This window comes from uncultured Vagococcus sp. (assembly GCF_963518325.1).
Taxonomy (GTDB): domain Bacteria; phylum Bacillota; class Bacilli; order Lactobacillales; family Vagococcaceae; genus Vagococcus_D.
In genome coordinates this window covers 206453-219940 of sequence record NZ_CAUQJB010000001.1, presented here as the reverse complement: position 1 = coordinate 219940, position 13488 = coordinate 206453, and the positions used below count along the sequence as shown (strand labels likewise).

The following is a 13488-nucleotide window of genomic DNA, read 5'->3' as shown; positions in this document are numbered from 1 at the left end:
TTTAATCAATAGTATCATGAAATGATAAAACTATAAAGGAAAGACTGTAAACAAAAATGAGAGTTTAATGTGAAATTGCATCAGGCTTCTTTCAAGAAATTCAGGAATAACAAGGTCTCGTCTAAAAAGCAAAAGAATTTTCAGGAAAATGATTCAAAAGACTGTTAATCCCCTCAACAACCTGATATTCTTAGCTAGGATATATTTGAGGGGGTATGACATGAGGCGAGGCTATTCATGGTTAATGGAAAATGAGTTAATAACGAAAATTGCAGTGATTCTTTTGACAGGGGTGCTGTCAGCGATTTCTTTAAATATGTTTTTAATTCCTGCCAATGTCTTCTCAGCGGGAATGAATGGAATCTCCCAATTGGTTTCAGGCGCATTTGAGATGTATATAGGCATTCAAGTGGATACGGGCTTATTAATTTTTATTTTGAATATTCCTATTTTTATTATTAGCTGGGTAAAATTAGGTCGTTCAGCGACGATTTATAGTTTTTTAACGGTCTCATCTATTTCAATCATCACCATGTTAGTACCACAAGTTATTGTGACAGATAATGCTTTGATGAATTCAATTGTTGGTGGTGTCCTTGTGGGAATTGGCGCCGGTCTTTGCTTGAAATTTGGTTTCACCACTGGTGGTTTGGATGTGATTGCGTTGGTAATCGGCAAAACTACAGGTAAGTCAGTCGGCAGTTTAATGTTTGGTATGAACATGTTGATTATTTTAATTGCCGGTGTGATGTACAATTGGGAGAGTGCGCTCTTTACCATTATTTCAATTTATTGTTTGACGCAAGTGATTGATGTGATTCATACAGGAAGCCAAAAAGTAACTGCCATGATTATCTCCCACCAGTCGGAGTTGGTGATCAATGAATTAAAGGCGAATATTACTCGGGGCATGACCTTGTTACCAGCCCGTGGCGGGTATACTAATAAAGAGAGCACGATGATCATTATGGTTGTTAGCCGCTATGAATTATTTGAACTTGAGAAGGCTGTTTACACAACTGATCCGAATGCATTTATTAACATTATGCCAACTCAGAATGTGATGGGAATGTATTGGAATGAAGATCAGCAAAAGGCCTTTACACAGAGTCAAAAAGAACAACTCCCTAATTAATGACCTACAAGCAAGTTGAATTTTTCAATTTGCTTGTTTTTTAGGGTGTGCAAATAAATCGAACTATGCTATGATTTATAAATCAAACGATGTAAGGAAGTTGATAAGATGGAACTATTCGGGACGAGTAAAATCAAGCAAAACAATCATTTAGAAATTGGTGGTTGTGACACAGTGGAATTAGCTAAGCAATATGGAACACCACTTTTTGTTTATGATGTGGCCTTAATTAAGGAAAAAGCACGGGGGTTTAAAAAAACCTTTGAAGATTTAGAAATGAAACATCGAGTTGTCTACGCAAGCAAAGCGTTTACCTCACTGGCTTTATATAAATTACTGGCAAATGAAGGGCTGGCTTTTGATGTCGTATCGGGAGGGGAACTCCACGCAGCTCTTAAAGCAGGCGTCTCACCTGAGATGATTGAGTTTCATGGCAATAATAAAACCGCAGACGAGCTGGCCATGGCAGTCAATGTTGGCATTGGGACAATCGTCGTCGATAATTTTTACGAAATCGATTTATTAAAGTCCATTTTAAGTGACACTGGCAAGCAGCAAAAAATCTTATTGAGAGTTTCTCCTGGTGTGGATGCCCATACTCATAGCTATATATTGACTGGACAAGAAGACTCGAAGTTTGGCTTTGATGTTAAAAGTGGTCAAGCGGAAAAAGCTCTGCAACTAGTATTAGCTGATCAGGGATTTGATTTAGTTGGAATCCATTGCCATATCGGTTCACAAATTTTTGGCACAGAAGGTTTCGAAGCGGCAACTGAGAAAATGATGGCCATATTATTGGATTGGCAAAGTCGTTTTGACTATGTGGCGTCAGTGTTAAATTTAGGAGGCGGTTTTGGCGTTAAATATGCCGATGAGGATACTCCCCTTGAAGCAGCAGAGTACGTTAAACAAATTGCCACAATGGTTAAAGAGAGTGCTCAAAGTGCTGATTATCCTTTACCGGAAGTTTGGATTGAGCCGGGCCGTTCGATTGTTGCAGAGGCAGGGACAACCTTATATACAGTCGGTTCTCGGAAATCTGTCCCTGATGTCCGAAAATTTGTTTCCGTTGACGGCGGAATGGGCGACAACATTCGCCCGGCACTTTACGACGCGAAATATTCAGCTGTCGTGGCTAATCGGATGGATGCACCTTCAGAAGAAGTGGTGACGGTGACCGGTAAGTACTGTGAATCAGGTGATAAACTGATCACGGATATCCAATTGCCAGTCCTTGAAGCAATGGATATTCTGGCGATTGTAACGACAGGTGCCTACGGATATTCAATGGCTAGTGTATACAATAAAAACCCACGTCCAGCTGTTGTTTTTGTGGAAAATGGTGAGAGTAAATTGGTTCTTCGCCGTGAAACTTATGACGATTTAATCAGTTTGGATGTCGACTAAAAATAGCTTTCTAACCTGAAAAAGGGGTTAGAGAGCTTTTTTATCTGCAAAGAAAGTTTTTAATGGTTCTCCCAGAAGGTCATTATCTATGATATAACTGCCATGGTCATGGCCTTCAATAATCAGCAGTTGAGCATTGGGAATGGTTGAGGCAATCAAGGGAAACAACTCTGGTTGATAAATGTCATGTTCTGCACCGATTACCAAAGTTGGAATTTGAATTTCCTTTAGTTTTTCGACAGGAATGTTTGGCTGTTCCAACATTAATTGAAAGAGTGGGTTACCTGTATCAGCAAATTCCTGACGAACGTAGGCCATTGATTCGGTGGTAAAATCATCTGGACTGAGGTTTGGTCCCAGAACGGCCATCTGTTTAAGGCGAGGGTTTTGTGCGATGCCTAAAAGCAAGCCAATGATGCCGCCGTCGCTGAAGCCAACTAAAGAAACACCTTCTAAAGCCAGTGCTTCCATAAAATCACTAAAATCGGCACTCATGGTCTCATAAGAAAAATCTTTCGTTCCAGAACTTTTACCGTGATTACGGCTATCAATGGCATAAACGGTATAATCCTTCGCTAAAACTTTGGCCAGTTCATTGAAAATTAAGTGGTCCTCGCCATTGCCGTGAAGTAAAATCAGCGGCGCACCGAAGCCCGTTTTTTTATAGTATAACTCAATCTGATTAACGGATTGTTTCATTCTATCACCCTCATTTCATTTAGTTTCATTATAGAACGAACGTTCTCTTTATACAAGGGGAATCAGATGAGACAACCGTAAATAGTTCAAAGAATGCTAGCCTTGTGTTACAATTATTTGTATGATTAACTATTCAGGAGGTATGACATGATAGAAGTATATGATCGCGTAATTGATGGAATTCCCTTATTAGAAGTAGTAGATAGTGCCTTAAAAGATGAGAAATTGCCAACTGTTGTTTTTTATCACGGCTGGACCAATGTGAAAGAAAGTGTCTTGGTTCATGGCTTTGAAATTGCTAAAAAAGGGTTTCGAACATTATTGCCAGAAGCATTGTATCACGGTGCACGAAATGACGGTATCCCTTTAACTGATGAGCGTTTATTAGATTTTTGGACAATCATTCAAGAGAGCGTCGATGAATACCCCGTTTTGATGGATTATTACATCAAAGCCGGTTTAACAGATCCCAATCGCTTGGGCGTAACTGGTCTATCAATGGGAGGAATTACGACCTGCGCGTTATTGGCCACCTATCCTGAAATTAAGGTGGGAGATTGTTTAATGGGTTCGCCAGACGCTGTTGGTTTTACACAACAAGTATTAGCTGAGGCAGAAAAGCAGGGGATGGTATTGCCGGATGATATTAATGAGCAACTTCAAGAATTAGAAGCACTTTCTCTCGCTGAAAATCCAGAAAAAATTGCGGGACGCCCCGTTCACTTTTGGCATGGAACAAAGGATGAAACAGTCCCATACGCGCCGACCTTTGATTTCTATCAAAGGATTCAAGACGAAGAATTTGCCAAGCAGGTAAGTTTTTCGACGACTGAAGATGGGCATAAAGTTCCTTATACTATTTCTCAAGAGACAGCTAGCTTTTTTAGAAATAATTTATAAGGGAAAGATTGATAAACTTTCTCATTTACAAAGATGAATTTTACGGGTATTATATGGAAGAGGACGCGTTCTTTCTAGGAGATGCTAGAAGCGTGAGTCACCATCAATTAGACAAAAAGGAGGCATTTAGATGAGTGAACAATGGACTGAAGAAGAAATGGAAGCTATTAAAGAACGCATTGTAACAGCTTTGGAGACGGTTATTGACCCTGAGTTAGGGATTGATATTGTAAACCTTGGCTTAATTTACGAAGTCGAATTTGCTAGTAATGGCTTTTGTACAATCAAAATGACGTTAACGACAATGGGCTGCCCCTTAGCCGATGTCTTAACAGAAAATATTCATGAAGCATTAAAAGAAGTTCCCGAGGTATTGGATTCCGAAGTGAAATTAGTATGGTACCCAGCTTGGACAACGGATAAGATGAGCCGTTATGCACGGATTGCCTTGGGGATACGTTAAGAGAGATTGATTAAATGCTAAAGCAGCTTTCCTAAATTTTTAGGAAAGCTGCTTTTTTGAAGATCACTTTACAACTAGCATAAAGAAATCTGTATGCAAAAACAAACTAAGTAAGAAGAAAGATAAAGATTATCTACAGAGGAAAATTAATAATTTAAAACAAACTCGTAGTTTATCCAAGCGACAAATGTAGCAAAACTTGCAACATGCCTCAAATTTTTCAAATGGTTAAACATTTAATAAAAAAGCAGTCAAATCTTTATATCATAAGTCATTGGCAATAAACTCGTAGGCAATTGACACATAAAAATGTAGCAAAACCTGCAACATGCCTCAAATTTTTCAAATTACTAAATCTCTGTTTTAAATAATTGACATTTGAGAGTCTAGGCCTCCTTAGGCTACTAACATTTAAGTGATACCTAATGATAAAGACACTTTTTTTACGATTGTTATTTAAAAAGAAAACATCAAAACAAACATATTTTCTCGCAATAATCATACAATGAAAGCGGTTGTTTGTCAATCGGAAAAATCAAAAAAGTATGCTAATAATTAAATAATTGATTGATCTCTAAATACCTCAGTCTATAACTTTTCTATAAGAATAGTAGAAGCGTTAGTTACAAAATGACCTTTTGGCAATATCTTGATATAATGAGATGAACAAAAAAATGTGTGATGCATGAATGGAGAATTATCGTATGAAAATAATCAAACAATTAATGGTAGCCGCGCTACTGATGACAAGTTTAGTTACAGGATCAACTGCTTTAGCCGCTGGGAAAGCCAAAGATGAAGGATGGGATATTCCAAATATCGCTTTGGGAAATGGTTTGACAGAGTCAGAAAAAGAAGCAACTAAAACTTTACTGACAAAAGATTTGAATAAAGTTAGCGAATTAAAAGGGATCGATGTTACGAAAAACAATGTTTTTATTGTGGATGGGAACGATCTGGTAAAATATGTAACGGATGTGCCGGAGTTTACGAGTGAATCGAAGGCTTATTCCAGTGCCTTTATTGCGCGGACTAAGGAGGGGTCAGGTGTGACGGTTGAGATTGTCACACCTGAGACTATTACAGCCAGGACGGAAGCGATGTATCGTTCTGCTGCTATTACAAGTGGTGTTTTTGACGCTTATATTCGAATTGCTAGTGTTAGAACAATGGATGGTAGTGGTGCTTTAGCCGGAATTTACAAGATTTACGACGAAGTTGAACCAGCATCGGATCAGGCTGAACAAACAGATCGGGATGAGCAGCGAGAAGTTGCCCAGGAACAAATGCAAGTTGTATCGGCAATCGATAGTCAAAATCAAGACAATAAAGAGTATTCATCAGAAAATATTTTGGTGATGTTAGCAGATATTCAATTGGAGCTTCAAAAAATCAATGAGAAGTTAGCTGGCATGTCTAAAGATGAGGTGCAAAAAGAAGTCAGTACGATAGTCGATACGCAAATTGATAATCACGGGTTACAGGATGCCATGACTCCAGAATTACGCACTCAAGTGGTGAATAATATGGTTAGCTTTACGAGTACCAATGGGATCAATAATACAGAGATGTCGGAACAATTGTCTAACTTTAGAAACGATATTATTAAAAATGGTAAAGAGTTCAAAGATAATTTGTTGTCTGATGAAAATGTAGCGAAAGCTAAAAGTGGACTTTCAGGCGTGTGGCAAAGTGTCAAAGATTTCTTCTCCAATTTGTTTAGTTGAAAATTTTAGTAGAAAATAACAGTAGAGAATAGTCTCTACTGTTATTTTTTTGTTATATTAAAATAGAGGGGAATTAATATAGACAAGTTAAATAGGTTGAATGACAAGTGATGCTGTGGTTTAATAAGTAGAACGTATGTCAGAAAATCTGTCGATTGAGGGGACATATTGTGACTTTACGAGCAAAAAAGGGAATGGTTTTAATAGCTATAACTAGGAGACGTGAGAATGAAAAATAAGTTAAGCCAAATTAAATTGGTCTTGGGTTTGTTAATTGTGAGTTTGGTGATTGTGGGTTATTTTATGCCCCGAGTGTTTGTCTATTTACTAGTATTATCCGAGGCATTGGGGCTGCTAATTAGTTTGGAGTTATTACTTTTTGATAAGCGGGGCACGACCTCGAAAATTGCCTGGATCTTAACGATTCATTTGTTACCTTATGTGGGGATTGTACTCTTTCTCTTTTTAGGTCGTAATCCAGCAAGACGTCGTTTGGCTGATAACCAGCTGAAGGAGCAAGTCAAAATTAAAGAGGCGGTTAGAGCGATGACGACGACATCTGGTAACATTGAGCAGGAGGTTCCACAGTTTGCTCGTTATAATCAGGTTCTAAGTGGTCAAGAAGTGGTGGGAGGCAATCAATTTAAGGTTCTAACGAATGGTCGGGCAACCTATGATGCCATTTTAGCTGCTATTTCTCAAGCAGAGGATCATATTCATATGTTTTTCTTTATTTTTAAAGAAGAAGAAATCGGCAAAAAGATTATTCAATTATTAATTGAAAAAGCCACGCAAGGGGTAGAAGTTCGTTTCGCAGCAGATAGTTTAGGAACCTTAACGTTCTCATTTGAAACAGTTAAAAAGATGGAGGCTGCTGGAATTGAGGTTTTAGCCTATGATCCGGTCAATACTATTTTTACAGCCAGTCATTTAAATTGGCGTAATCACCGTAAGACTGTAGTAATTGACGGTAAGGTAGGCTTTACAGGTGGTGTAAATGTAGGGGATGAATACTTAAGTATTTCAGATCGATTTGATTTTTGGCGAGACAGTCATTTGAAAGTGGAAGGACCGCTGGTCAACTATTTACAGGAATCTTTTTTATATGATTGGATGTATATGAGTAACCAACAAGATGCTAGTGCTCCCTTTATTTCAATAGCAGGCCGAGAACGGTATTTTGCAGGGGAGAGAGTCGGTGAAGACAGTGGTCAAATTATTTATGGTGGGCCTTATGACAAAGAGCGCCTCGTTCGTGAAAGTTTTTTGAATTTTATTAGTGGAGCAAAAAAAAATGTGCGAATTGCCATGCCTTATTTTGTGCCAGATGAAGAATCATTAGCTGTGTTAAGGCGGATGGCCCTAAATGGAATTAAGGTTCAGGTGTTAATGCCAGGTAAAGGTGATCGAGGGATTTCCTTTAATGGTAGCAACCATTTTATAAAAACCATGATTGAAGCTGGGGCTGAGGTGTATCATTATCAAGAGGATTCATTTTTACATTGTAAAATCATGATTGTAGATGATCAGTATGGAACTATTGGTACGACTAATTTTGATGTCAGGAGCTTCCGTCTGAATCACGAACTATCCTTATTTTTAACCAATGCTGATCAAGCTGTGGCTCATTTAGTTTCCGATTTTGAAGCGGATTTAACGGTATCGACACCGGTAACACTGGCGACGCTAGCACAACGTCCACTGATGACGAAAATCAGAGAACAGTTAAGTTCATTGTTTGCACCAATTCTTTAGAAGATAAAATAAAAAGGCATCATGTGAACTATGAGGTTTCACGTGATGCCTACTTTGAGTTCGAACAATTATCGTCCATGTAATCACTCAATCTCCTTAGCTATTTTTTTTAAAAGCTGCTACTGCTTGCTCAATAGTTACACCATAACCGACTTTTGCTGCATCTGCTTGGTCATATGCCATAAACATTTGAGTCGTTGTATCAAGTGCGATACGGTATTGCATTGTTGTGTTACCGAATGTCATTGTAGTCATAATAATTTCTCCTCTCTATCTAGACTGAAAGGCTATTTCTATAAGACAATCCCATAACGAAATTCCATCTTTAATACTACAGCAAACGTTCAAAAATAGCAAGTAATTAAGTGTGAAAAAATAATTAAGATTAGCATAAGGGCAAGTTTTCATCCATTTTCAGTCATCTCCGGTAAGTATTTCCAAAACCGTTTAGGTAGATGAGTCTGTTGGCAAGTTGGGTTTCGCCGTTCTTCGATCGTAATGGTCTGGAAAAAGGTGCGCCATTGCTCTTGAATAGCCAGTTCTGTTGTAGATAAGGATAATTCAGGCAGCTGGTGTAAGTCGCTAAAAGTAAGTTGGCTATTCTCATAACTGCCAATCATCTGGGATTTTTTTTCGCAAATAATGAACCGTTCGTTAGGAAATCGCTGACAAAAAAAAGGCATTAAAAAGGGCAGAACACCGTGTTTAGGTTCAATCACTGCAATCAACCAGCCATCCACTTCATTAAAACGGGTAAAGCCTTGATAATGATGGATTTCAGAGTTAAGCTGACGAATGCCAATCGCGAGATCTTCGATTTCTTTGCGGTAAGTATGACGACTCAAATTATCACCGAAGTGAAGCCCGTATTCTATGGCGATGATTAAGAAGGCCTCTCGATTTTCAGTGACAGTAGCAAATCCTTTTTCGATAAATAGCCAGCTTTCAGTTGTCAGGCGTTGTTTCAGTCTTTTTTTGATCCGAGCTGCTAATACGTGGTCAGTTTTAATATAGCGGCCACTAAATAGTGTTTCTGCGATAGCCTTTGAAGAGAGGATTTGCTGGGGACGTTGTTGGTGGCGGAAGACAACGTCAACGCAAGAAAGAAAGCCATCAAAGGTTCCATCATATTCTAATAGTTCGTTATTTTCAGGCATCATTGGCCGATTCCCACCTCTCGTTGTTTTTCTCTTGCCAAGTATTCAGGATCGAAAAGGGTAAGCTGCTCACTTTCCAGTTGGGTGTTAGCTGTTTTCAGTTGTTGATAATCTTTAGCCGACATTAAGGAGGCAATCAGTCGCAGTGGGTCAGAGATAGGTTGATTGTTAGCATAGTCCTTACATGCGACAAAATACTTGGCTCGTTTCATGACAGCACCGGTTTTAGCTAAGTCGGTATAATCCAGTTGTCGATGTTTTCGCAAATTGATGATTCGTCTAGCGCTAGTAGGACCGATCCCGGGAATTCGCAGCAACTGCCCAAGTGGTGCTCGCTGAACATCAATAGGAAATTGGTCGTAATGCTGAATCGCCCAGTTAGCCTTAGGGTCAATATAGAGATTAAAGTTAGGTTGTTCAGGTGACAAGATTTCACTAGCCTCAAATTGGTAAAAGCGCATTAGCCAATCGGCTTGGTAAAGGCGGTGTTCCCTCAGTAAAGGCGGTTTTGTATCAAGAGATGGCAATAAGCTGTGAGCTACCGTGGGAATGTAAGCTGAAAAATAGACTCGTCTTAACTGGAATTTATCATAAAGTGAGGCCGTTGTTTGCAAGATTTGATAGTCGTCATCAGGGGTTGCCCCAATAATCATCTGGGTGGATTGACCAGCAGGTGCATATTGTTTTGTCTGACGATGGTGACCAATTAGTGCTAATTCTTTTTTTCGCTGAGCGATCTGCTTCATAGGCCTGACGACTGCCTGAGGGCTCTTGTCCGGTGCCAAGAGCGCCAGACTTTCTTGGCTTGGTAATTCAATATTAGAACTAAGTCGGTCAGCTAAGAAAGCCAAGCGATCGATCAAAGTGGCATCAGCGCCTGGAATTGCTTTAACGTGAATGTAGCCGGCAAAACCATAGTGATTTCGTAATAATTCCAAGGTTTTAATCATCAACTCACAGGTATAATCAGGACTTTTGATAATACTGGAACTGAGAAAAAGACCTTCAATATAATTGCGTCGATAAAAATCAATAGTTAGTCGAGCGATCTCTTCTGGGGTAAAGGTGGCGCGTCGAATGCTGTTAGATTTACGATTGACGCAGTAATGACAATCAAAAATACATACGTTTGTTAATAAAATTTTTAACAGTGAAATACAACGACCATCGGCTGAGAAAGAATGGCAGCATCCTGCCACCGCTGTGCTTCCAAGAGTACCGCCTCGCTCACCGGTAACGCCACTACTGGAACAGGATGCATCATATTTAGCTGATTCTGTCAATATTTCCAATTTCATCTCAATATCCATAAATTTCTCCCTCTCCGTTACGAACGTATGTTCTTGTTTATTTTAAGTGTATGATGTTTTAAGGCAATTGTCAATTCTAAATCTAAGTTCATAGAAATAAATCAGTCTCAAGTCCTAAGTAAAAAAGATCGAAAAGAGGTATAGTTAAAGAAATAATAGACGGGAACGAGGAAAATATCAATGAAAAAGACAATTTGTGGGATTATTCTTTTGGGGAGTTTGGCGGTGTTTGCAGGTGGCTGCGGTGTTAATAAAGCAAAGCTTGTTAACACTCAAGAGCTGTCGACCAGTGGGCTGAAGGAGATTTCAATTAACTATCATTCTGACAGTGTTAATTTTTATGAAAGTGACTCAGATAAAGTCAGGGTGGAAGAGTATTTACTAACAAATAAAGAAAATGCAAAAGCAGATATTAAAGATGAGGATAAAAGACTCTCCATCACAGGTGGAAAAAGAACGAGTTCGTGGTTCACACTAAATGACAATAGTCATATTGATATTTATTTACCAAAGGATTACCATGAAATGTTAGGGATTAATGTGACAAGCGGCTCTGTCAGAGCCAGTGAATCCTTTGAGTTAAAGGAGTTCTCAGGTAAAGCAAATAGTGGGAGCCTAAAATTAAAGAGTGTAAAGGCAGACAAAATTAAGCTAAAGAGTACGAGCGGTTCTGTCAAAGTGACTAAACTAATAGGGGATGAGACAGAACTTAAGAGTAATAGTGGTAGTATCAAAATCGACGAGATAATCAGTCAATCCATTGTTGGGGAAGCTACCAGCGGCAGTCTTAAAATAGCGAAAGTCAAAGGAGATTTAAAATTGACTGCGAATAGTGGTGATATAAAAGTGGGAGAAGCAATTGGCAGCGCCAAACTTAAAACTACTTCTGGTTCGGTTACAGCAAGTTTTAATAAAGTTAGTGGTGATATTAGTGCGGAAGCCAACAGCGGCAGTATTAAATTAACGATTCCTAAGGATTTGCAGTTTGCTTTTAATAGTAAAACAAGCAGTGGCAGCATCAGTACTGACTTTAATGATGATTTAAGCAAAGATGGTAACCATAAAACAGGTACAATTGGGACTGATCCAGAAGTGACTATTGCAACTAAGGCCACATCAGGAAGCATTAAAGTAATCCGTAATTAAATAGAATAGCTGACTTCGTGAGGGGGTCAGTTTTTTTTTTTGGTGATAAACTGGTTAATTGAGCGTCTGTGTGTTATGTATAGGTAAAGGGAGGCGATTGCCTCTAAAGGCTCGGGCAAATGGGATAATTCTAGAGATGGTGGGATTAACTGATCATATTGGAGGCGTTCTAATTGCTATCGTTACTAATCTTTAGTAAACTTAAAAAATCACTGGTAGTTAGGTACTTGGATCAAAAGTATGTAACTACTAGGTTGGCTTATTCGGAAAAAGTAGGACAACTGGGACCTTTACTCTTATGATGGAACAGTCTCCATGTCATTAGGGAGACGATTAAAGGAGGTTTTATTAATGACAACAGGGTTTATTTTGTTGATTTTAGCAGTATTTTTAGGGATTATCTACGGGTTTTATGTCTTGCAGAAGAAACATGTGAAGTTCTCCACACGAGTCTTCGCGGCATTAATCATCGGTATCGTCTTTGGCGTGGTCATTCAATTAAGTTTTGGGATTGATTCTAAAGTAACCACTACTGCCATGGATTGGATTAATATTGTGGGGAATGGGTATGTGGGTCTATTGCAAATGTTGATTATGCCTTTAGTTTTTGTTTCAATCGTTGGTGCGTTTACCCGACTTGAGGCGAATAAACAATTAGGTAAAATCAGTTTTACAGTTTTAGCCACGTTGTTGGGAACGACAGCCATTTCTGCCTTAATTGGAATAGTGTCTGTCTTTGCGTTTAATTTGCAAGGGGCTGAATTTGCCAAAGGAGCTGCTGAAACAGCTCGGATTGCCGAATTGGCGGAGCGTCAAGGGATGGTTGAAGGGGTGACTATTCCACAACAACTCTTATCTTTCCTACCAAAAAACATTTTTGCTGATTTAGCGGGCACTCGTGCAACAAGTACAATTGCTGTAGTTATTTTCTCAGCTTTTGTGGGGGTTGCCTACTTGGGCATCAAACGTAAAGCACCAGAGGAAGCTGAATTTTTTGCGAAATTAATTAATTCATTATATAAAATTGTCATGAGAATAGTGACCTTGGTCTTACGCTTAACGCCTTATGGGATCGTCGCGTTAATGACGAAAGTAACTGCCACAAGTAACTATGAAGCCATTGTCAATTTAGGGAAATTTGTGCTAGCCTCTTATACCGCCTTAATCGTGGTTTTCATCGTCCATTTGGTCCTGTTGGCTTTTGTCAAAGTCAACCCCTTAACGTATATTAAAAAAGCTTTTCCAGTTCTAAGCTTTGCGTTTACCTCACGTTCAAGCGCCGGGGCTTTGCCACTAAATATTGAAACACAGCGAAAAGCACTTGGAGTCGACGATGCGTCGGCCAACTTTGCTGCTAGTTTTGGTTTGTCAATTGGTCAAAATGGCTGTGCTGGTGTTTATCCAGCGATGTTGGCGGCAATTGTGGCACCGACTGTCGGGATCGATATTTTTAGTCCTACCTATATTTTGACAATCATCGCAGTAGTGACAATTAGTTCATTCGGTGTTGCTGGAGTTGGAGGCGGGGCAACCTTTGCTTCGTTAATTGTCTTAGGGAGCTTGAATCTACCTGTTGCCATTGTTGGCCTGGTGATTTCAGTTGAACCTTTGATTGATATGGCACGAACAGCTGTGAACGTGAGTGACAGTATGTTAGCCGGTATTATTACCAGTCGTCGCATTAAGGAACTAGATGACAGTGTCTTAAATGATGAAGAGGCAGTGGTTTCCTCGTCTATCTAAAATTGAATGAGGACTCACTAATCTATGTGATTAGTGAGTCTTTTTA

General features: G+C 39.2%; 12 protein-coding genes. 8 read left to right on the top strand and 4 right to left on the bottom strand.

Annotated features, from left to right (window positions below; translation table 11 throughout):
• Nucleotides 1-220 precede the first annotated feature (220 nt).
• The gene (locus RWN13_RS01035; RefSeq protein WP_314059575.1) at nt 221-1135 is read left to right on the top strand and encodes a YitT family protein; all 915 of its coding nucleotides are present in this window, start codon (nt 221-223) and stop codon (nt 1133-1135) included.
• 108 nt (nt 1136-1243) lie between these two features.
• A complete protein-coding gene (gene lysA, locus RWN13_RS01030; RefSeq protein WP_314059572.1) occupies nt 1244-2542 on the top strand; it encodes a diaminopimelate decarboxylase in 1299 nt (432 codons plus the stop codon).
• A 27-nt stretch (nt 2543-2569) separates the two neighbouring features.
• On the opposite strand, the gene RWN13_RS01025 is transcribed toward lysA, so the two are convergent.
• Nucleotides 2570-3241, bottom strand: coding sequence for an alpha/beta hydrolase (locus RWN13_RS01025; RefSeq protein ID WP_314059570.1), 672 nt, complete (start codon nt 3239-3241; stop codon nt 2570-2572).
• 147 nt (nt 3242-3388) lie between these two features.
• On the opposite strand from RWN13_RS01025, the gene RWN13_RS01020 reads away from it, so the two are divergent.
• The 4 genes from RWN13_RS01020 (at nt 3389) to cls (ending at nt 8086) form a co-directional block, all read left to right on the top strand.
• Nucleotides 3389-4141, top strand: a complete 753-nt coding sequence (locus RWN13_RS01020; RefSeq protein WP_314059569.1) for a prolyl oligopeptidase family serine peptidase — start codon at nt 3389-3391, stop codon at nt 4139-4141.
• A gap of 130 nt (nt 4142-4271) precedes the next feature.
• Complete coding sequence (locus tag RWN13_RS01015) at nt 4272-4604, top strand: metal-sulfur cluster assembly factor (RefSeq protein WP_314059568.1); 333 nt, start codon at nt 4272-4274, stop codon at nt 4602-4604.
• Nucleotides 4605-5308: 704 nt separating this feature from the next.
• Nucleotides 5309-6331, top strand: coding sequence for a DUF1002 domain-containing protein (locus RWN13_RS01010; RefSeq protein ID WP_314059565.1), 1023 nt, complete (start codon nt 5309-5311; stop codon nt 6329-6331).
• A 228-nt stretch (nt 6332-6559) separates the two neighbouring features.
• Complete coding sequence (gene cls, locus RWN13_RS01005; protein WP_314059563.1) at nt 6560-8086, top strand: cardiolipin synthase; 1527 nt, start codon at nt 6560-6562, stop codon at nt 8084-8086.
• A 96-nt stretch (nt 8087-8182) separates the two neighbouring features.
• Here the strand turns inward: cls and RWN13_RS01000 are convergent, their stop codons facing one another.
• From RWN13_RS01000 to RWN13_RS00990, 3 genes are all read right to left on the bottom strand, one after another.
• Nucleotides 8183-8341, bottom strand: a complete 159-nt coding sequence (locus RWN13_RS01000) for a hypothetical protein (RefSeq protein ID WP_314059921.1) — start codon at nt 8339-8341, stop codon at nt 8183-8185.
• A gap of 149 nt (nt 8342-8490) precedes the next feature.
• Complete coding sequence (locus RWN13_RS00995; protein WP_314059561.1) at nt 8491-9246, bottom strand: TIGR03915 family putative DNA repair protein; 756 nt, start codon at nt 9244-9246, stop codon at nt 8491-8493.
• Nucleotides 9243-10553, bottom strand: a complete 1311-nt coding sequence (locus tag RWN13_RS00990; protein ID WP_314059559.1) for a putative DNA modification/repair radical SAM protein — start codon at nt 10551-10553, stop codon at nt 9243-9245. The genes RWN13_RS00995 and RWN13_RS00990 overlap by 4 nt, the downstream gene beginning before the upstream one ends.
• 180 nt (nt 10554-10733) lie before the next feature.
• Between RWN13_RS00990 and RWN13_RS00985 the strand changes: the two genes are divergently transcribed.
• Both RWN13_RS00985 and RWN13_RS00980 read left to right on the top strand, forming a co-directional pair.
• The gene (locus tag RWN13_RS00985; RefSeq protein WP_314059557.1) at nt 10734-11699 is read left to right on the top strand and encodes a DUF4097 family beta strand repeat-containing protein; all 966 of its coding nucleotides are present in this window, start codon (nt 10734-10736) and stop codon (nt 11697-11699) included.
• A gap of 351 nt (nt 11700-12050) precedes the next feature.
• Entirely contained in the window at nt 12051-13442 is a 1392-nt protein-coding gene (locus tag RWN13_RS00980; protein WP_314059554.1) for an L-cystine transporter, read from the top strand.
• The last annotated feature ends 46 nt before the right edge of the window (nt 13443-13488 follow it).